Here is a 17,870-nt window from a genome sequence, read left to right as displayed (position 1 = left end):
ATGATCGACAACAGCATCTTGTTCCCCCAACCGATCCAGGCGCCGGTCAAGCCGAATCAAAACGGCGTCAAGCCGGCGGCGAAGAACACCGGCAGCGGCACACCGTTCGCACAGGTCCTGGACCAGAAACTGCCGGGGCAGCCGGTCAAACTCTCCCAGCACGCCCAGGAGCGGCTCAAGTCCCGCGGCATCACCCTCTCCGACGCCGACATGAAGCAGCTGGAAGGGGCGGTGGACAGCGTGGCGCAAAAGGGTGGTAAGGAATCGCTGATCCTGATGGGAGACGCGGCCCTGGTGGTAAGCGTCAAAAACCGGACAGTGGTGACCGCCATGGATCGTCAGGGGATGAAAGGGAACGTTTTCACCAACATCGACTCGGCAGTTTTTTTCTAACCGCAAACGACAACTGAAACGGGCTGGCCCTCCAGAAGGAAAGCCCGCGGGACACCGACCGACTGAGGAGTCCCACAACCAAGCCTAAGGAGGCAAAAAAATGAGTGTTACTTCCGCATTGTTTACCGGCGTTACCGGCCTTTTGCAGAACGGCGAAGCGATGAACGTCATCGGCAACAACATCTCCAACGTCAACACGGTAGGCTTCAAGGGGGCGAGGACCCTCTTTTCCGACATGCTGTCCCAGAACGTCGGCGGGGGCTCCCAGATCGGTAAGGGCGTGCAGATGCAGGTGGTGCAGAACGTGTTCAGCCAGGGGTCGACCCAGAGCTCGGAGAACGTGACCGACCTCGCCATCCAGGGGACCAGCTTCTTCGCCCTTGCGCCGCCCACCGCCACCGTGCCCGTCGCCAGCCAAAACTCCGCGTTCCTCTCCCGCGCCGGCGCCTTCCAGGTGGACAACAACCTGACCCTGGTGAACCCGGACGGCTACCAGGTGCTGGACACCCAGGGTAACCCGATCAAGTTCGTGAACTCCGGCGCCGCGCCGACCACCGATTTTGGCAAGATCATCAGCATCGACAACTCCGGCCTGATCACCTATCTCGCCACCGACGGCATCACCCAGAACTACTACAACACCTCCGGTGCCGTCGGCGTCGCCGCAACCACCGCCAACGCCGCCACCGTGCAGCGCCTGGCCGTGGTCACCGCCTCCGACCCTACCGCGCTCACCAAGCTGGGGGGCTCGCTGTACCAGGCCACCACCGACGCCGGCGTCTCCGGCGCCGCCTTCTCCCTGGCCGCCAACAAGCCCAACGGCGTCAGTGAGAAGATCCTCTCCAACACCCTCGAGCAGAGCAACGTCGACATGGCGAGCGAATTCGTGAAGATGATCATCACCCAGCGCGCCTACTCCGCCAACTCCAAGACCATCACCACCACGGACCAGATGACGCAGGAAGTCCTGCAACTGATCCGCTAGGACAAGCAGGGGGCGCGGCGCACGCCGCGCCCCCTACGCCTGCCGTGTCAAAGGCACCCCCGGCGTCGGAGGTCTGACACCGACCCTGCCGGCCGGAACTCTGACGCCCACCGGCCAGATCCCGCCGGTTCCAGGCGTCGTGGCACCGGTGCGCCCGGTTGCCCTCTTTTTTCGGGCTCGCGGCCCCCTCGCGCCCAGCCTGGCCCACCGTGCGGCCGGGAGAGGGGACCTGTCACCCCGGTCAAAATCTTGACCCTGGCTCCTTTTCACCCCTCCCCCCCTGCGCTGGGCAATATATTCACTCCACCCGCAACATTCCGTAACATAACGTTTTCCCCGCCCCTTTTCTATCTCCGGTGACGGTTCCTGAAGGCTTATCTGGCGCGGCGCTACCGATCTGGCATTTCGGTTGCAAGGTGTTCAAATCGAATACACCAGCTTGAGCTGTTTCAAAAAGGAGAACCCAGCATGGCCGAACCGGCGAAGCCGCAAGAGACCCCGGAAAAGAACAACAAGAAGCTCTTCATCATCATCGGCGCCGTGGTAGCGGTCCTTGCCATCGGAGGGGCGGCAGCCTTCTTCATGGGGGGAAGCAAGAAGGAAAAGGCGCCCGCAGAAGGCGCCAAAGTCGAAGCCAAGGCCGAAGGAGGCGGCGGGGAGCACGGCGCGCCCGCCAAGGGAGGCGAGGGGGCAACTGCCGGCGGCGGCACCGTTTATCCCCTGGAGCCTTTCATCGTCAACATCTACGACGGCCAGGAGCTGCGCTACCTGAAGCTCAAGGTCGAGTTCGAGATGGCCAACCCGCAGGCGAAGGCGGAGCTCGACGCGAAGCTCGCCCCGCTGCGCGACGCCATCCTGATCCTGTTGACCACCAAGACCATGCAGGAGATCCAGGACCTGCAGGGGAAAAACCAGCTGCGCGAGCAGATCCTCGCCGCGGTTTCCAAGGTGGTCCCGCCCAGCAAGGTAACCAAGGTTTACTTCACTGATTTCGTGGTGCAGTAAAAGGTGCCATCGATGGAAAAACTCCTTACCAAGGAAGAGATCGACGCCCTCGTGGCGGCCGTTTTCGACGGGTCCCTGATCCCCGACAACGAGCTGGCCAAGGCAGGGCCTCAGGCTGAGCAGTTCGACCTGCTCGATATCGAGGCCCACCGCGCCATCCCGAACCTGGACATCGTCTACGACGGTTTCATCCGCTACAACCGGGTCACCATGTCGAACCGGCTGGGGCGCATGGTGGACATCAAGAAGGAGGAGGCGGTCCCTTACAAGTTCGGGGACTTCCTGAGCGTGCTCCCGTCGCCGGTCTGTATGGCCATCTACAAGATGGACCCGTTGAAGGGGGCGGCGCTGATCGCCTTCGACAGCACCCTGGTGTTCACCATCGTGGACAGCATCCTGGGTGGTTCGGGGGTGCCGTCGGGGCAGGGGATGAACCGGCTTTTCACCTCGATCGAGCTGCGCCTGGTCGAGAAGATCGTCAAGGATGCGCTCGCCGACCTGGAGCGCGCCTGGGCGCCGCTTTGCCCGGCCAGCATGAACCTGTTGCGCCTGGAGATGAACCCGCGCCTGGTCAACATCGTCCCCCCCGAGTACCAGGTGGTCACCATGAGCATGAAGATCCAGATCGAGGAGACCGTGGGCAACATGACGCTGGCGATCCCGTTTTTGACCATCGAGCCGATCCGCGACAAGCTGAAGCGCGGGGTGCAGATGGACATGATGGTGGTGGACCCGCTCTGGTCCTACCGACTTTCCGAGGAGCTGATGGGGGCGCCCATGGACATGTCGGTGGAGATGGGTGGGGCGACCATATCACTGGCGGACCTGATGGGGCTCACCCCCGGGGACGTGATCATGCTCGACTCCAGCGGCAAGGATGAACTGGTGGTAAAGGTGGGGGGCACTAAGAAGTTTATGGGTATTGCCGGGGTAAGCGGCGGCAACAAGGCGGTACAGATCACGCGCACCCTGACAGGAGGTGAAGATTGAGCGAAAAACTCGCTTTGGACGAACAAAAGGATGTTCCGCAGCCGAAGAACCTGGACTTCATCATGGACATCCCGCTGCAGCTCACCGTGGAGCTGGGGCGAACCAAGCTCCTGGTGCGGGACGTCTTGCAACTGAACCAGGGCTCGGTGGTGGAACTGACCAAGCTCGCGGGCGAGCCGCTGGATGTCTTCGTGAACTCCAAGCTGGTGGCGCGCGGTGAGGCGGTGGTGGTGAACGACAAGTTCGGCATCCGGCTCCTGGATATCGTGAGCCCCAATGAGAGGGTGGACAAGGTGCTATGAGAAAGCTCGCGGCGGTGACAACGGCGACGTTGCTCCTTCCAGCGGCGGCGCATGCCGACAGCGGCGGCCCCGACCTGTTGGGGAGCCTGGCGCAGATGGTCGGATCGCTGATCCTGGTGATCGGCATCATCCTGGTGCTCTACTACCTGGCCGGCAAGCTCATGAAGATGCCGCAGGGGAAATCGGCGGGGTACATCCGGGTGGTAGAGACCAAGCACCTGGCCCCCAAGAAGTCGCTGATGCTGGTCGAGGTGGGGGGCGAGTATCTGCTCCTATCCAACAGCGGCGAAGGGGTGAGCCTGATCAAGCAGGTGGAGATGCTGGAAGAGATCGAGGTGGTCGAGGATAGAAGCGCCGCGGCGCTGATCCCGGGCCAGCTCAGGAAGAAGCTGGAGGCCCTGGCCGGCGGACTCCCCCGTAAGGAGGCGCCGCTTGGGCAACTCGGCAAAAGCGGTGGGTTTGCGTGAAACATAAAAAGATGCTGGGGGCGCTGCTCCTGGTGGCTCTATCCCTGATACTGGCGGCGACCGCAGGCGCGGAACCGCTCTCCCTCCCTACGGTGAGCCTGGGAGTCGGCAAGGTCAGCAAACCCGCCGACGTCTCCGTGGTGCTGCAGATCTTCTTCGTGATGACCATCATCTCGCTGGCGCCGAGCCTCTTGATGATGACCACCTCCTTCACCCGTATCGTCGTGGTGCTTTCCTTTCTCCGGTCGGCGCTGGGGACCCAGCAGGCCCCCTCGAACCAGATCGTGGTGGGGCTGTCGCTGTTTCTCACCTTCTTCATCATGACGCCGGTCTGGCAGCAGGTGAACACCCAGGCGCTGCAGCCGTACAAGGCGCAGACCATCACCCAGGAGGAGGCGCTCAAGCGCGGCGTGGCGCCGTTAAGAAAGTTCATGCTCTCGCAGGTGCGCGAGAAGGACCTGGCCCTCTTCATCAGCCTCTCCAAGCTTCCCAGGCCGCGCAACGCCGACGACATCCCGACCATGACGCTGATCCCGGCGTACATGGTGAGCGAGTTGAAGACCGCGTTCCAGATCGGCTTCTTGATCTTCATCCCGTTCCTGGTGCTGGACATGGTGGTCGCCTCGGTGCTCATGTCCATGGGTATGATGATGCTGCCGCCGGTGATGATCTCGCTCCCCTTCAAGATACTGCTGTTCGTGCTGGTGGACGGCTGGGGGCTCGTCATCGGATCGCTGGTGAAGAGCTTCGGATAAGACAGGAGTTAGTATGACCCCGGAAATGGTAGTTCAACTGGGCAGGAGAAGCTTCGAGGCGGTGATCCTCCTCTCGGCGCCGCTACTGATCACCGCCCTGGTGGTGGGCCTGCTCATCAGCATCTTCCAGGCGGTGACCTCGATCAACGAGGCGACCCTCGCCTTCGCACCCAAGATCATCGCGGTCATGGTGGCCATGGTCGTCTTCTTCCCCTGGATGATGATGTACATGAGCGACTTCACCCGCGAGATCTACGGCATGATCGCCAACATGAGGCACTAGTGTTCGACGCCCTCCCGCTCAAGGCCCTGGCCGACCTGATCCCCTTCGCCCTGGTCCTGGCCCGGGTCGCGGCTCTCTTCATGGCGATCCCGATGTTCGGCGCCCGCCTGGTCCCCAACCGCATCAAGGTGGCGCTCATCTTCGCCATGACCCTGGTCATCTTCCCCATCATCCGGTTGCAGGCCGTCCCCGTCGATACCGATTCCCTCTCCTTGATGATCCTGGTGCTGCGCGAAACGCTGATCGGACTGACCCTCGGGGCGATCTCGCAGTTCGTCTTCGCCGCGGTGGAATTCGGCGGACAGCTGGTGGGGACCCAGATGGGGATCTCCATCGCCGCCCAGTTCGACCCGACCACCCAGAACAACGTCCCCACCATCGCCATCTTCGAGGGGGCACTGGCCACCCTGATCTTCCTCGCGCTCGACGTGCACCATTTCTTCATCAAGGGGATCGTGGAGAGCTATCAGGTGATCCCCCTGGGGGCCTGGCACGTGAGCGGCGGCCTGTTGAAGTTCATGATCCAGGCCAGCACCGGCATCTTCGTCATCGCCCTCAAGCTGGCGGCACCGGTCTCGGTGGCGCTTCTGGCCACCACCGTGGCGCTCGGCATCGTGGCGCGCAGCTTCCCGGCCATGAACGTCTTCATGGTCAGCATGCCGCTCAACATCGGCATCGGCTTCCTGATCCTGGGGATCTCGCTGCCGGTGTTCCTGCGCGTGCTCAACGTCAGCTTCGGCGGTCTCGTGCAGCAGATGCACACCCTGTTCAAGCTGCTCGCCTAGGGGGCGGCCATGTCAGACGACAAACATTCCAAAACAGAACAACCTACCAGTAAGAAGATCACCGATGCCAAGAGCAAGGGGAACGTAGCGCGCAGCCGCGAGATGACCTCGGCGGTCACCCTGATTGCTGCGATGGTGGCGCTCTACGCCAGTTCGGGGATCATGTTGACCACCCTGCAGGGGACCATGAAGGACATCTTCGGCGGGCTGGCCACCATGGAGATCACCCCGGCGGGCGTGCACCACCTGATGATCAAGGAGTTCGCCAACCTGGCCATCATGCTAACGCCGTTCATGCTGGCCTGCGTGATCGCGGGGCTCGGGGTGGAGATCAGCCAGGGGGGGATCAACCTGAGCTCCGAGAAGCTCAAGTTCGACCTGGGGCGCCTGAACCCGGTGCAGGGGGTGGGGAGGCTCTTCAACAAGGACTCCCTGTTCGAGGTCGCCAAGTCCTTCATCAAGATGGGGATCGTGGGGTACATGGCCTACAAGATCCTGGCCGAGGAGATGGAGGGGATCATCTTCCTGGTCGATCAAGACCTGCAGGGAATCCTGCAGTTCATCGGCCATATCGCCTTCAAGATCGTGCTGCACACCTGCGGGGTGCTGATCATCCTCGCGGTGCTCGACCTGGCCTTCGTCAAGTGGCGCTTCATCGACAACCTGAAGATGACCAAGCAGGAGGTGAAGGACGAGCACAAGAATACCGAGGGCGATCCCGCCATCAAGGGGAAGCAGCGCCAGAAGGCCTTCCAGATGGCGCGCCGGCGCATGCGCCAGATCATCCCGACCGCGGACGTGGTGGTCACCAACCCGACCCACTACGCGGTGGCGCTCAAGTACGACCGCTTCAAGATGTCGGCCCCGGTGGTGCTCTTCAAGGGGGTGGACCAGATGGCGCTGCAGATGAAGATCGTTGCGCGGGAAAACAACGTGACCCTGGTGGAGAACCGTTTCCTGGCCCGCGAGCTCTACGCCCAGGTGGAGGAGGGATACGAGATCCCGGAAGGGCTTTTTGCAGCCGTCGCCGAGATCCTCGCCTACGTGTACAGCCTGAAAAAGAGGTGAGGCTCTCGCCCCACCTCCTTATCAGCCACTCTACGCAATAAATCTTACCGGCTCATCCCCAAAGGATCAGCCCCGGGTCGTACACGGTGCCCACCTCCGGGTGCCGCGGCATGACCCGCAGCAGGAAGCCATGCCGGCCGCAGAAGCGGCATTCCAGCTCGCCGCCGAAGTGGCCCACCTTGTCCGGGTCCGTGGCGGGGTCGAGCGGCACCACCTCTCCCCCCATGATGGAACCGCGCGAATCCAGCACCCCGAAGTAAACCTCCACCGAGATCTCGGAGAGCGGCACGTCTCCCGGCGTGATTTGCACCGAGATGGGAACCCTCTGCCCTACCGTCACCTCGCTCTCGCATCCGGCCTGGACCGCCACGATGGAGAGCCCCCCCCACACGCCGTGCAGCCGCTCCTTCCAGCGCGCCAATTCGACCGCGAGCCTCAGGTCGTCCCGGTTCAGCCGCTCCCAGTTCTCGAAGGCGGGGAGGTAGCAGCGCCGGGCGTACTCCTGCACCATGCGGTCGGTGGAAAAGACGGGGCAAAGGGTCTGCATCGAGGCCTTCATGAAGGCGGTCCACCCCCGCGGCACGCCGTCGCTGCCGCGGTTGTAGAACAGCGGCACGATCTCCTTCTCCAGGAGATCGTAGATGGCCCGGCTTTCCACCTCGTTCTGGTAGGCCAAGTCGTCGTACACCTCACCCCTGCCGATGGCCCAGCCGTTGTTGCCGCGGTACCCCTCGCACCACCAGCCGTCCAGGATGCTCATGTTCAGCCCGCCGTTGAAGGCGACCTTCATGCCGCTGGTGCCGCTGGCCTCCTGGGGTCTGAGCGGCGTGTTCAGCCAGACGTCCACCCCCTGCACCAGGCGCCGCGCCACCGAGATGTCGTAGTCCTCCAGGAACACGATACGGCGCCGGAATTTCTCCTGCTGCGCGAGCTGCACGATCTGCCGGATCAGTTCCTTGCCCTGGTGGTCGGCTGGGTGGGCCTTGCCGGCGAAGACGATCTGCACCGGCCGCTCCGGGTGGTTCAGTATCCGCTCCAGCCGCTCCTTGTCGTGCAACAGGAGCGTGCCGCGCTTGTAGGTGGCGAAACGGCGTGCGAAGCCGATGGTGAGGATCTCCGGGTCGAGCACGTCGCCGGCGCGGTCGATCTCCTTGGTCCCGGCGTCGAGTTTCTGCAACTGCGCCCTGAGACTGGTGCGGGCGTAGTCCACCAGGCGCTCGGTGCCGCGGCGGTGGGTACGCCACAGCTCCGCGTCCGGGATACGGGAGACCTTGCGCCAGAGCGCGTCGTCGCTTTGTTCCAGCCAGCGCGTGCCGAGGTAGCGGATCAGGAGGTTGCTCATCTCCTCGGAGAGCCAGCTCTTCTGGTGCACGCCGTTGGTGACGTAGGTGAGGGGAAGTTGTTCTTCGGGAAGGTCGGGCCAGACGTCGGCCCACATGCGGCGCGACACCATGCCGTGCAACTCGCTGACGCCGTTTGAGTGCAGCGAGAGCTTCATGGCCAGGACCGCCATGCAGAAGTTCTCGTTGCTGCGGCCGTGGTTCTGCATCCCCAGGGTGAGGAACTGCTCGCGGGTGAGCCCCAGGTGGCGGTAGTAGTACCCCAAGTAGCGCTCCATGAGCTCGCCGGGGAAATGGTCGATGCCCGCCTCGACCGGGGTGTGGGTGGTGAAGACGTTGCCGCCCCGGACCGCCTCGGTGGCCTCGCAGAAGTTGAGCGAGCGCTGCTCCATGAGGATGCGGATCCGCTCCAAGGCGAGGAAGGCGGCGTGCCCCTCGTTCATGTGGCAGACGTTGGGCTCGATCCCCAGAAGGCGCAGGGCGCGGATGCCGCCGATCCCCAGGAGAATCTCCTGCCTGATGCGCATCTCCTGGTCGCCGCCGTAGAGCCTCGTGGTGATCTCGCGGTCGACCGGGGTGTTCTCCTCCAGGTTGCTGTCCAAAAGGTAGAGCCGCACCCGTCCCACCTGGACCCGCCAGATCTGGATCCGCACGCTCCTCCCGGGGTACTCCATCTCCAGGGTGAGTGGCGTCCCGGAGGCGTCACGCTCCAGGTGCAGGGGGAGGTTGTAGAAGTCGTTCTCGGGGTAGATCTCCTGCTGCCACCCCTCGAAGTTCAGGTGCTGCCGGAAGTACCCCTGGCGGTACAAAAGCCCCACGCCGACCAGCGGCAGCCCGAGGTCGCTGGCGGACTTCAGGTGGTCGCCGGCCAGGATGCCGAGGCCCCCGGAGTAGATGGGGAGCGACTCGTGCAGGCCGAATTCCATCGAGAAGTAGGCGATGCGCGCGCGCGGGTTGCCGTGCCGCTCGTACCAGGTGCGCGAGGCGAGGTACTCGTCGAGCCTCTCCTCCACCTGGGCGAGATGCGACATGAACCCCTCGTCCATCATGAGGCTGTCGTAGGTGGCCTGCTGCAGGCAGCCCAGCATCTCCAGGGGGTTGTGGCGCGTCGCCCGCCAAAGTTCCGGGTCGAGGCGCTTGAAAAGTCCAATGGCCTCCGGTTCCCAAGTCCACCAGAGGTTGTATGCGATCCGTTGCAGCCCGGACAGCTCCTTCGGGAGCGAGGGGACAACGGTGAAGCGGTGCAGCGTCGAGAAGAGGTTCATGCCGCCTCCTCGCTACTTACTCCGGCCTCCCTATACCGAACTTCTCCAGCCGGTATTGTAGCGTCTTGTAGCTCATGCCGAGAAGTGGTGCTGCTTTGGCGATGACCCAGTCGGCTCGCTGCATCGCCTTGGTGATCAGGTCGCGTTCCAGGTTGTCGATTGAAATCCCTTCGGCCGGAAAGTCGAAGGGGAGGGACCCGGCGGGGGAGGCGTCGTGGTGCACCTCCGCCGGAAGGTCCTCTGGTTGAATGTAGTCGCTTTCCGCCATCAGCACGCCGCGCTCGATCACGCTTTCGAGCTGGCGCACGTTGCCGGGCCAATTGTAATCCAGGAGTATCTTGAGCGCCGGCTTGCCGATCCCCTTGACCGAGATGCCGGAGGCCTGGCTGTACTTCTTCAGGAAGAAGTTGGCCAGGGTCACGATGTCGTTGCCCCGCTCCCGCAAGGGGGGCAGGGTGATGCGGATCACGTTGAGCCGGTAGAAAAGGTCCTCCCGGAAGTGCCCGCGCTTGGTTTCCTGCTCCAGGTCCTTGTTGGTGGCCGAGATGATCCTCACGTCGATGGGGATGTTCACCTTGCCTCCCACCCGGCGGATCTCCTTCTCCTGGATGGCGCGCAAGAGCTTCGCCTGCATGGAGACGTTCATCTCTCCGATCTCGTCCAGAAAGACCGTCCCCCCGTCCGCCGCCTCGAAGATGCCGATCTCGCGGCTGCCGGCGCCGGTGAAAGACCCCTTCTCGTGGCCGAAGAGCTCGCTCTCGATCAGGGCGTCCGGGATGGCGGCGCAGTTGATGGCGAAGAAGGCCTTGTCCTTGCGCGGGCTGCCGTCGTGGATGCCGCGGGCGACCAGTTCCTTGCCGGTTCCCGATTCCCCGTAGATGAGCACCGTGGTGGAGGTGGGGGCGATCTTGTGGATGATGCGCGCCACCTCCATCATCTTCGGGTGTTCCCCGATCATGTTCGGGAGCGTCCTGGTCTCCGCCAGCTTCTTGTGCAGTACCCGGTTTTCCCTCACCAGCATGATGCGTTCAAAGGCGCGCTGCACGGTGAGGATCAGGTCCTCACGCTCAAGCGGCTTCTCCAGGTAGTCGAAGGCCCCTTTCTTCATCGCCTCCACTGCGGAATCGATGGTGCCGTGAGCGGTCATCATGACCACGCACTGGGACGGGTTGTCGGAGAGCACCCGTTCCATCAGTTCCATCCCCGAGATCCCCTGCATCTTCAGGTCGGTGAGCAGAAGGTCGTACTCGGCCTGCTCCAGCTCCTGCAACGCCTCTTCACCACTGGGCACCGCGGTGATCCGGTACCCCTTCTTGGACAGGATGGCGCTCAGGATGTCGCGCTGCCCTTTCTCGTCGTCAACTATCAGGATGCTGCCGCTCATCGCCACTCCAAGTCTCTTAGTTTCCAGCTGCGTCGTCCGGGCCGCCCGGCAAGAGCTTCGCCTGTCGCCCGTTTTCTTCGGTGGAAGCCACCGCCAACGCCCCTGCAGGAAGGATCACCGTGAAGGTGGTCCCTTCCCCCTTGCGGCTTTCCACGCAGATGCGCCCGCCGTGCTCCTTGACGATGCGCTCCGTGATGGCCAGCCCCAGCCCGATCCCCGCCTCGCGGGTGGTGAAGTAAGGCTGGAATACCTTTTCCAGATCCTGCTCGTCGATGCCCACGCCGCTATCCCTGAAGCTCAACCGGCATTCCCCGGTCTCCGGGTCCACCGCGGCTCCCAGGGTGATGGTGCCGCCGTCGGTCATGGCCTGCATGCTGTTGCTGATGAAGTTGCACAGGCAGTTGCGCATCAGTTCCGGGTCGATCTGCATGGCCGGTAGGTCCGCCGGGATCTCGCGCACCACCTGCATGCTCCTTTCAGTGAGCCTATCCTGCATGATGCGGATCGCCTTGTCGACCAGGTCGGCGTAGCACACCTGTTGCAGCTTGAGCTTGAGCGGCCGGCCGTAGTTCATGAAGTTGAGCACCATGTAGTTGGCCTTGCGCACCTCTTCCTTGATGTTGTTGGCGATGGCCTCCAGCTCACCCCCTTTGCCGGGGCAGGACGGGAGCAACTCGCTTTTTAGGTGGTCGATGGCGAGGCTTATGTAGTTTAGCGGATTCCGGATCTCGTGCGCGATTCCCGCTGCAAGTTGTCCCACCTTGGAGAGGTGTTCCGCCTCGTAGAGCCTTTTCTCCAACAGTTCCTTTTCTTTGAGCTTCTTCACCATCTCGTTGAGATTCTCGGCAAGTTCGCCGATCTCGTCGCCGCTTTCCACCTCGAAGGTGACGCTCAGGTCGCCGGCGGAGACGTTGTTGACCCCGGTGGCCAGGCGGTGGATCGGGTTGGTGTAGCGCCGTGCCAGGAAGATGATCAGGATCATGCCACCCATGAACACCAGCACCGTCGCGGAGAGGCGCCGGACGAAGTTGGCATGCTGGATGTCGCGGATGTTGTCCAAAAGGAGGTTGATCTGCACGTAACCCAGCTGCTCGTCGCCGACGATGACCGGCACCACCAGGTCGTAAGGCTTAAGAGAGCTCCCCCCCCCACCGCCGCGGCGCGACGCCTTGAGCCCCTTCTCCAGTTTCTTGATCTCGCGCTTCTTACCGACCTGGGCGGGGTCGGAGGAGTTGATGATCTCCCCCTCGTTGTTGATGATGTTGATCTCGTTGATGCCCTTGTTTTTGGCGTGGCTGAGGTACTCCGAGAGACGGGTGGATTCCTCTTCCGAGGTCAGGTCCTCGACGCTCAGCTGAATGGCCTTGGAAACGACGGTGGAGCTTTCCTGGATCTCCTGCACCAGATCGTTCTGGCTGAACTGGTTCAGAACGAAGAGGATCAGCGTGGCTACTACCAGCATGGTGAGCATGATCATCACCAGCTTTGTGTTCAGTTTCATGACGTTCTTTCCGATCTATGAGTTTTCACTAAGCTCGCAAGTATACAGTACCCCCCTTGGCTAGACAAGGCCGAAGTCCGGGAGACGGGCGGTAACCGATTAATTGTCTTCCATTAGCGAGGGCTTGCTGCTAAGATGCCGGTCGTTAAATGCGCCAGGACCATAAGCGATGGGAGGAGGCATGAGCTACAGCGTCGACAGGATTTCTGGGGGGCTGAAGATCGACCCGGACGCCGGGGGGCAGGAGCATCAGCGCAGGCGGGGCAGGCCGGCACAGAAGACGGAGCCTGCCGACAGCGTAAGCATCTCCGACGAAGCGAAGAGACTGCTTGAAAAAGCTGAAGCCGAGGATGCCTCCGACTAGCGCCTAGCTGGTGAAAATCGCCTTGTCCTCAGCGAAGGCCTTGTCGAAGGCCTCCAGCATCTCGGCCGCGTTCTCTTCCGTGATCTTCAACAACTGGCCTGCCTTGGAAGCGGCAATGTCCAGGTCTTCCAGGGGTTCCCTGACCCCGATGCCGAGCTTGAGGCAGAACTGGTCGGCCAGCGAGGTTATCGCGGTCAGTCTGATCAGAGCGGGGTCGTCCAGCTCACCGAAGTCCAGCTGGTGGTGCTGCAGGATAGCCGAGGTCAATATTTCGGGGAAATTCCACTTCTTGATTACGTACGCACCCACCTCGTCATGGGTGAAGGGGTAGACACCCTTCTCCGCCTGCCCGAAGGTAATACCCTCATTGTAACAGTGCTGCATCACCTCCTGGAACTTGTCGCGATCCAGGGTGTTCATGATGATCTTGCCGATGTCGTGGAACAGTCCGGCGAGGAAGGCCTCCTCCTCGTTGGCGGCGCGGGTACGCCTGGCGATAACCCTGGCGGCAAGCCCGGCTGCGAAGGAGTGTTCCCAGAGCATCTTCTCGGTGAGACCGTAGGGCTTATAGACCTGCTTCACCGATGCGGCCACCACGAGGCTTCTTAGGGTGCTGAACCCGAGGATGACGATGGCGCTGGAAAGGGTCTGGATTTGCCTGCGGCAGCCGTAAAAGGAGGAGTTCGAAATTTTAAGGACCCTCGCCGCCACTGCCGGGTCAGAGGAGACGATCTTGGCGAGTTCTTCGGCCGTCGCGTTTTCGCTTTCGATCAACTCCATAACCTTGATGGCAACGATGGGAATGGTGGGCAGGTCCGCCGCGGTCATGATCGCAGTCTCGAGTTCTTTATTCATGCCTAGATCCTTGCGTTGGTGAGGGGGCTCAATCAGGTTCAAAAATATACCAAAACCTTCGCTTTAAGCAAGCTCGGATTTAATGATTGAAAGGGGCCTCGCCGCGGTCTATACTGCCCGGAAAAAAGGGATAAGGTTCCACATTGATTGTAAAAAGTACAGAGTTCATTAAAAGCGCAACCCGCCCCGCGCACTACCCGGAGGGAAACCTCCCTGAGATCGCCTTCGCGGGACGCTCCAACGTCGGCAAGTCTTCATTGGTCAACGTGCTGGTGAACCGGAAGAACCTGGTGCGCACCAGCTCCACCCCCGGCCGCACTCAGCTGATCAACTTCTTCCAGGTGAACGACGACTTCATGCTGGTCGACCTCCCCGGCTACGGTTACGCCAAGGTTCCGCTGGCGGTGAAAAAGGACTGGCGCCCGATGATGGAGACCTACCTCGCCAAGAGGAAGAACCTGCGCGGGGTGGTGCTGATTCTGGACATTCGCCGGGTCCCCAACGAGGACGATCTGCAGATGCTCGCCTGGCTGCGCGCCTACTCCATCGCCCCCATCATCGTGGTCACCAAGTGCGACAAGCTCTCCAAGAACGAGCGTGCCCGCCAGACCGCCGTGATCTGCACCACCCTCCATGTCGACAAGCAGGAACTCACCTTTTTCTCCGCTTTGAATAAAGAAGGCAAGGATGCCGTCTGGGCCCGCATCGACGCGGCCCTTGCCCCCGGAAAGGGCGAACCCGGTGAATTTGCAGAAGAAGCAGCGCCGCTTAGTGATTGACTTTACCGGCGGCGTCTGTTACTAAACACCTCGCTGCAAAAAATACATAAAGTTCGTCTTGGTGCCCCGAGAGGGGTTAAAAGGGAAGAGGGTGGGAATCCCTCGCTGTCCCGCAACTGTGAACGGAGATGAAAGCCGCAACAACGCCACTGATCGCATCGGGAAGGCGCGGCGAGTAAGACGACCCGTGAGTCAGGAAACCTGCCAGGATGAGAAGCTTGTTGGAACCTCCGTGGCAGAGGGGCTAAAGCCGGAATCGCACCTGTAGTGCGCATTTTGACCCGCCTTCCGTCATGGGAAGGGGGGTTTTTTTATGTCCAAAGTGGTCCTGGTCACCGGCGGCGCCCGTAGCGGCAAGAGCCGCTTCGCCGAAGGGTTGGCCGATACGTATGCGCCGCTGCGGGGCTACCTCGCCACCGGCGAGCCGGGGGACGCCGAGATGGCGGACCGCATCGCGCGGCACCAGGGGCGGCGCGGCCCGGAATGGCAGACCGTTGAGGAGCCGCTTAAAGTGGCGGAGGCGATCCGCAGCCACGAGGGGCGCTTCAACGTGATGCTGCTGGACTGCGTCACCCTCTGGATCTCCAACCTCCTCTTTCGCTGCCCGGGGGGCGCCGCCGAGGCCCTGGCCGAGGTGGAAAGTTTCGCCGGCAGCTTTGCCTCCCTCAGGACCCCGCTCATTATCGTCACCAACGAGGTCGGGATGGGGATCGTCCCCGAGCACCCGCTCTCCCGCAGCTTTCGGGACCTGGCCGGCGAGGCCAACGAGCTGATCGCCGCCGCTGCCGACGAGGTCTACGTAACCATTTCCGGACTGCCGCTCAGGCTGAAGTGATATGCCATGAAATTCAAGGAGGAAACGATGCAACTTCTGGAAACAACACTTGCCAAGATCCAGCCGGTGGACGAGGCACTGCTTGCCAAGGCCCAGGCCAAACTCGATAACAAGACCAAGCCGCTCGGCTCACTGGGACGCCTGGAGGAAGTAGGCCGCCGCTTCGCCGCCATCACCGGCGACCTCGCCCCCGATACCGCCAAGAAGGTCATTTTCACCTTCGCCGGCGACCACGGCATCGTGGAGGAGGGGGTCTCCCTGTTCCCGAAGGAGGTCACTCCGCAGATGGTGCTCAACTTCCTGCGCGGCGGCGCCGGGGTCAACGTGCTTGCCCGCCACAGCGGCGCCGAGGTGCGCGTAGTCGATGTGGGTGTCGACTATGACTTCGAGCCGGCCCCTGGCCTGATCATCCGCAAAATCGCCAAGGGGACCCGCAACTTCGCCAAGGGGAGCGCCATGACCCGCGAGGAGGCGGTCGCCGCCATCGAGGTCGGCATCGCGCTGGCCGACGAGGCCAAGAAGGAAGGGGTCGCCATGGTCGGCACCGGCGAGATGGGAATAGGCAATACCAGCCCCTCCTCCGCCATCATCGCGGCTATTGCCGGATGCACCGTCCGCGAGGTGACCCACCGCGGCACCGGCATCGGCGACGAAACACTGGAGCACAAGATCAAGGTGATCCAGGCCGGACTCGACCTGAACCGCCCCGAGCCGCAGGATCCGCTGGACGTCCTCACCAAGGTGGGTGGACTGGAGATTGCCGGTATTGCCGGCCTCGTCCTCGGCGCCGCCGCCAACCGGATGCCGGTGGTGGTCGACGGGTTCATTTCCACAGCCGGTGCGCTGATTGCTTCCGAGATGCACCCGGCCGTGCGCGACTACATTTTCACCGCCCACACCTCGGTCGAAATTGGCCACCAGATGATGCTGGAGCGCATCGGCGTCAAGCCGCTGCTCGACCTGCAGCTGCGTCTGGGCGAGGGGACCGGGGCCGCGCTGGCCATGGGGCTCATCGAGGCCGGGGTCAAGATCTTGAAAGAGATGGCAACCTTTGAAGAGGCCGGGGTGGCCTCCTCCTAGCCGGCGCCGAGGTAACAGAATGAGGTTATTCATCATCGCTTTCCAGTTCCTGACCATAGTGCCGTTGCCGGTCTCGGTGCGCTGCGAGGAAAAGGACCTGGGACGCTCCATGGCGCTGTTCCCGTTGGTGGGACTCGCCCTGGGCGCGCTGCTGGCGGGAGTAGATTTCCTGCTGACACCGCTTTTGCCCCGCTCCGTGGCGGACCTGGTGTTGGTCGCCATCCTGAGCGTAGTCACCGGGGCGCTGCATCTGGACGGCCTCTCCGATGTCTGCGACGGGCTGGCCGCGCGCGGCTCGCGTGAGCGCTTCCTGGAGATCATGAAGGACTCCCGGGTCGGTGCGGTGGGGGCGGTCGGGCTGGTGCTGGGGCTCATGCTCAAGTACCAGGCGCTGCTGGCACTCCCTGCCGAGTATAAGCGGGAAGCGCTCCTGTTCTTCCCGATGGCTGCCCGTTTCGCCCAAGTGCAGATGACGGTCGGCTCGCAGCGGGCCCGCAAGGACGGCTTGGGCCATGCCTTCGTCGGTGGAGCGGGAACGCTGCAACTGGTCCTGGCCGGGATCTGCACCGTCGCGGTCGCGGGGGCGCTGCTCCAGTTGTCCGGCCTCATCACCCTGCTGCTCCTGTTCCTGCTGACCTTGGGCATCAAGGGGTGGGCGCACCGTAAGCTCGGTGGCGTTACCGGCGACGTGATTGGCTGCGCCAGCGAATTGAACGAGATCTTCTGCCTTATCTTCCTGCTGGCGCTGTTAGGCAAGCTTGGGTAGTTGGAGGGGACTGGCTCCGCCAGGTGCCTGTCCCCCTGCCTCTCCCCGCAATTAGGAGCAAGCATGACCGAAAGAACGAGGATCCACCTGATCCGCCACGGCGAGGTGGAGCGCGCCTACTGCTACAACGGCCACTTCGACGTCCGCCTCACCCCGCGCGGCGAGGAGATGTACCACCAGCTGAAGCCGCGCCTCGACCCGGACCGGATCAGCGCCCTCTACACCAGTGACCTGCAGCGCACCGTGCGCGGCGGCGAGATCCTGGGACCCTTCCTCGGGGTGGAGCCGGTCACGGTACCCGCCCTGCGCGAGCTGAACTGCGGCGTCTGGGAAGGGCTTTCCGTGACGCAGATCCAGGAACAGCGCCCGGACGAGTGGGCGGCGCGCCTGGCGGACCTGGAAAACTTCTGCGCGCCCGGCGGCGAGAGCCTGGGCGAATTGGCGGGGCGCGTGCTGCCCGCCCTCAAAGGGATTGTGGAGCGGCACCGGGGCGAAGAGGTTCTGGTGGTGGCCCACGGCGGGGTGAATCGCATCATCCTGCTGGACGCCGTCAAGGCGCCGCTGGGCTCTTTCTTTAGCATCGACCAGCAGTACTGCGCCGTGAACATCATCGACTACTGGGCCGACGGCAATACCGTGGTCCAACTGGTCAACGGTTGACGGGGACT

The 17,870-nt window shown here is 62.7% G+C and carries 20 protein-coding genes and 1 riboswitch; of the genes, 16 read left to right on the top strand and 4 right to left on the bottom strand.

Annotation, left to right across the window (positions count from 1 at the left end; all coding sequences use genetic code 11):
- From JFN90_RS14165 to flhB, 10 genes are all read left to right on the top strand, one after another.
- Entirely contained in the window at nt 1-393 is a 393-nt protein-coding gene (locus JFN90_RS14165) for a TIGR02530 family flagellar biosynthesis protein (RefSeq protein ID WP_199395768.1), read from the top strand.
- A 100-nt stretch (nt 394-493) separates the two neighbouring features.
- On the top strand, nt 494-1,378 hold the full coding sequence (locus tag JFN90_RS14160) for a flagellar hook-basal body protein (RefSeq protein ID WP_199395767.1): 885 nt from the start codon (nt 494-496) through the stop codon (nt 1,376-1,378).
- A gap of 468 nt (nt 1,379-1,846) precedes the next feature.
- A complete protein-coding gene (locus JFN90_RS14155) occupies nt 1,847-2,383 on the top strand; it encodes a flagellar basal body-associated FliL family protein (RefSeq protein ID WP_199395766.1) in 537 nt (178 codons plus the stop codon).
- 12 nt (nt 2,384-2,395) lie between these two features.
- Nucleotides 2,396-3,373 carry a flagellar motor switch protein FliM gene (gene fliM, locus JFN90_RS14150; protein WP_199395765.1) on the top strand — a complete coding sequence of 326 codons (978 nt, stop codon included), beginning with the start codon at nt 2,396-2,398 and terminating at the stop codon, nt 3,371-3,373.
- On the top strand, nt 3,370-3,675 hold the full coding sequence (fliN, locus tag JFN90_RS14145; protein WP_199395764.1) for a flagellar motor switch protein FliN: 306 nt from the start codon (nt 3,370-3,372) through the stop codon (nt 3,673-3,675). Before fliM ends, fliN begins: the two co-directional genes overlap by 4 nt.
- Complete coding sequence (fliO, locus tag JFN90_RS14140; protein WP_199395763.1) at nt 3,672-4,142, top strand: flagellar biosynthetic protein FliO; 471 nt, start codon at nt 3,672-3,674, stop codon at nt 4,140-4,142. The genes fliN and fliO overlap by 4 nt, the downstream gene beginning before the upstream one ends.
- Before the next feature lie 11 nt (nt 4,143-4,153).
- Nucleotides 4,154-4,897, top strand: coding sequence for a flagellar type III secretion system pore protein FliP (gene fliP / locus JFN90_RS14135; RefSeq protein WP_199395827.1), 744 nt, complete (start codon nt 4,154-4,156; stop codon nt 4,895-4,897).
- A 13-nt stretch (nt 4,898-4,910) separates the two neighbouring features.
- Nucleotides 4,911-5,180: a flagellar biosynthesis protein FliQ gene (gene fliQ, locus JFN90_RS14130; protein WP_199395762.1), complete on the top strand. Its 270-nt coding sequence runs from the start codon at nt 4,911-4,913 to the stop codon at nt 5,178-5,180.
- Nucleotides 5,180-5,965: a flagellar biosynthetic protein FliR gene (gene fliR, locus JFN90_RS14125; RefSeq protein ID WP_199395761.1), complete on the top strand. Its 786-nt coding sequence runs from the start codon at nt 5,180-5,182 to the stop codon at nt 5,963-5,965. Before fliQ ends, fliR begins: the two co-directional genes overlap by 1 nt.
- Before the next feature lie 9 nt (nt 5,966-5,974).
- The gene (flhB, locus tag JFN90_RS14120; RefSeq protein ID WP_199395760.1) at nt 5,975-7,033 is read left to right on the top strand and encodes a flagellar biosynthesis protein FlhB; all 1,059 of its coding nucleotides are present in this window, start codon (nt 5,975-5,977) and stop codon (nt 7,031-7,033) included.
- A 52-nt stretch (nt 7,034-7,085) separates the two neighbouring features.
- On the opposite strand, the gene glgP is transcribed toward flhB, so the two are convergent.
- From glgP to JFN90_RS14105, 3 genes are read right to left on the bottom strand one after another with little or no spacing between them, the layout of a single operon-like run.
- The gene (gene glgP / locus JFN90_RS14115) at nt 7,086-9,638 is read right to left on the bottom strand and encodes an alpha-glucan family phosphorylase (RefSeq protein WP_199395759.1); all 2,553 of its coding nucleotides are present in this window, start codon (nt 9,636-9,638) and stop codon (nt 7,086-7,088) included.
- Nucleotides 9,639-9,654: 16 nt separating this feature from the next.
- Complete coding sequence (locus JFN90_RS14110; protein WP_199395758.1) at nt 9,655-11,022, bottom strand: sigma-54-dependent transcriptional regulator; 1,368 nt, start codon at nt 11,020-11,022, stop codon at nt 9,655-9,657.
- 16 nt (nt 11,023-11,038) lie between these two features.
- Nucleotides 11,039-12,523 carry a sensor histidine kinase gene (locus tag JFN90_RS14105; protein ID WP_236019011.1) on the bottom strand — a complete coding sequence of 495 codons (1,485 nt, stop codon included), beginning with the start codon at nt 12,521-12,523 and terminating at the stop codon, nt 11,039-11,041.
- Nucleotides 12,524-12,704: 181 nt separating this feature from the next.
- Between JFN90_RS14105 and JFN90_RS14100 the strand changes: the two genes are divergently transcribed.
- On the top strand, nt 12,705-12,887 hold the full coding sequence (locus JFN90_RS14100; RefSeq protein WP_199395757.1) for a hypothetical protein: 183 nt from the start codon (nt 12,705-12,707) through the stop codon (nt 12,885-12,887).
- 3 nt (nt 12,888-12,890) lie between these two features.
- Here JFN90_RS14100 and JFN90_RS14095 read toward each other — a convergent pair whose 3' ends face one another.
- The gene (locus tag JFN90_RS14095; protein WP_199395756.1) at nt 12,891-13,742 is read right to left on the bottom strand and encodes an HDOD domain-containing protein; all 852 of its coding nucleotides are present in this window, start codon (nt 13,740-13,742) and stop codon (nt 12,891-12,893) included.
- A gap of 143 nt (nt 13,743-13,885) precedes the next feature.
- Here JFN90_RS14095 and yihA point away from each other — a divergent pair, with 143 nt between their 5' ends.
- The 5 genes from yihA to JFN90_RS14070 all read left to right on the top strand — a co-directional run bounded on the left by yihA (nt 13,886) and on the right by JFN90_RS14070 (nt 17,862).
- Nucleotides 13,886-14,521 carry a ribosome biogenesis GTP-binding protein YihA/YsxC gene (gene yihA, locus JFN90_RS14090; protein ID WP_199395755.1) on the top strand — a complete coding sequence of 212 codons (636 nt, stop codon included), beginning with the start codon at nt 13,886-13,888 and terminating at the stop codon, nt 14,519-14,521.
- Nucleotides 14,522-14,563: 42 nt separating this feature from the next.
- Nucleotides 14,564-14,744, top strand: a riboswitch (cobalamin riboswitch).
- A gap of 90 nt (nt 14,745-14,834) precedes the next feature.
- Nucleotides 14,835-15,356, top strand: a complete 522-nt coding sequence (gene cobU, locus JFN90_RS14085; protein ID WP_199395754.1) for a bifunctional adenosylcobinamide kinase/adenosylcobinamide-phosphate guanylyltransferase — start codon at nt 14,835-14,837, stop codon at nt 15,354-15,356.
- 27 nt (nt 15,357-15,383) lie between these two features.
- Nucleotides 15,384-16,436, top strand: a complete 1,053-nt coding sequence (gene cobT, locus JFN90_RS14080; protein ID WP_199395753.1) for a nicotinate-nucleotide--dimethylbenzimidazole phosphoribosyltransferase — start codon at nt 15,384-15,386, stop codon at nt 16,434-16,436.
- Between the two features lie 19 nt (nt 16,437-16,455).
- Nucleotides 16,456-17,202: an adenosylcobinamide-GDP ribazoletransferase gene (gene cobS, locus JFN90_RS14075; protein ID WP_199395752.1), complete on the top strand. Its 747-nt coding sequence runs from the start codon at nt 16,456-16,458 to the stop codon at nt 17,200-17,202.
- A gap of 63 nt (nt 17,203-17,265) precedes the next feature.
- Nucleotides 17,266-17,862: a histidine phosphatase family protein gene (locus JFN90_RS14070; RefSeq protein ID WP_199395751.1), complete on the top strand. Its 597-nt coding sequence runs from the start codon at nt 17,266-17,268 to the stop codon at nt 17,860-17,862.
- Nucleotides 17,863-17,870 lie beyond the last annotated feature (8 nt).

The sequence above is a fragment of the Geomonas propionica genome (assembly GCF_016458235.1).
In the GTDB taxonomy this organism is placed as follows: Bacteria; Desulfobacterota; Desulfuromonadia; order Geobacterales; family Geobacteraceae; genus Geomonas; species Geomonas propionica.
Note: the sequence above shows the minus strand (reverse complement) of the source record. Positions and strands in the feature narration are given on the sequence as shown.

Excerpts from the sequence above, each read along its gene's own strand:
- JFN90_RS14165 (WP_199395768.1), top strand. The coding sequence starts at position 1 with ATGATCGACAACAGCATCTTGTTCCCCCAACCGATCCAGGCGCCGGTC.
- JFN90_RS14160 (WP_199395767.1), top strand. The coding sequence starts at position 494 with ATGAGTGTTACTTCCGCATTGTTTACCGGCGTTACCGGCCTTTTGCAG.
- JFN90_RS14155 (WP_199395766.1), top strand. The coding sequence starts at position 1,847 with ATGGCCGAACCGGCGAAGCCGCAAGAGACCCCGGAAAAGAACAACAAG.
- fliM (WP_199395765.1), top strand. The coding sequence starts at position 2,396 with ATGGAAAAACTCCTTACCAAGGAAGAGATCGACGCCCTCGTGGCGGCC.
- fliO (WP_199395763.1), top strand. The coding sequence starts at position 3,672 with ATGAGAAAGCTCGCGGCGGTGACAACGGCGACGTTGCTCCTTCCAGCG.
- fliP (WP_199395827.1), top strand. The coding sequence starts at position 4,154 with ATGCTGGGGGCGCTGCTCCTGGTGGCTCTATCCCTGATACTGGCGGCG.
- fliQ (WP_199395762.1), top strand. The coding sequence starts at position 4,911 with ATGACCCCGGAAATGGTAGTTCAACTGGGCAGGAGAAGCTTCGAGGCG.
- flhB (WP_199395760.1), top strand. The coding sequence starts at position 5,975 with ATGTCAGACGACAAACATTCCAAAACAGAACAACCTACCAGTAAGAAG.
- glgP (WP_199395759.1), bottom strand. The coding sequence starts at position 9,638 with ATGAACCTCTTCTCGACGCTGCACCGCTTCACCGTTGTCCCCTCGCTC.
- JFN90_RS14110 (WP_199395758.1), bottom strand. The coding sequence starts at position 11,022 with ATGAGCGGCAGCATCCTGATAGTTGACGACGAGAAAGGGCAGCGCGAC.
- JFN90_RS14105 (WP_236019011.1), bottom strand. The coding sequence starts at position 12,523 with ATGAAACTGAACACAAAGCTGGTGATGATCATGCTCACCATGCTGGTA.
- JFN90_RS14100 (WP_199395757.1), top strand. The coding sequence starts at position 12,705 with ATGAGCTACAGCGTCGACAGGATTTCTGGGGGGCTGAAGATCGACCCG.
- JFN90_RS14095 (WP_199395756.1), bottom strand. The coding sequence starts at position 13,742 with ATGAATAAAGAACTCGAGACTGCGATCATGACCGCGGCGGACCTGCCC.
- cobU (WP_199395754.1), top strand. The coding sequence starts at position 14,835 with ATGTCCAAAGTGGTCCTGGTCACCGGCGGCGCCCGTAGCGGCAAGAGC.
- cobT (WP_199395753.1), top strand. The coding sequence starts at position 15,384 with ATGCAACTTCTGGAAACAACACTTGCCAAGATCCAGCCGGTGGACGAG.
- cobS (WP_199395752.1), top strand. The coding sequence starts at position 16,456 with ATGAGGTTATTCATCATCGCTTTCCAGTTCCTGACCATAGTGCCGTTG.
- JFN90_RS14070 (WP_199395751.1), top strand. The coding sequence starts at position 17,266 with ATGACCGAAAGAACGAGGATCCACCTGATCCGCCACGGCGAGGTGGAG.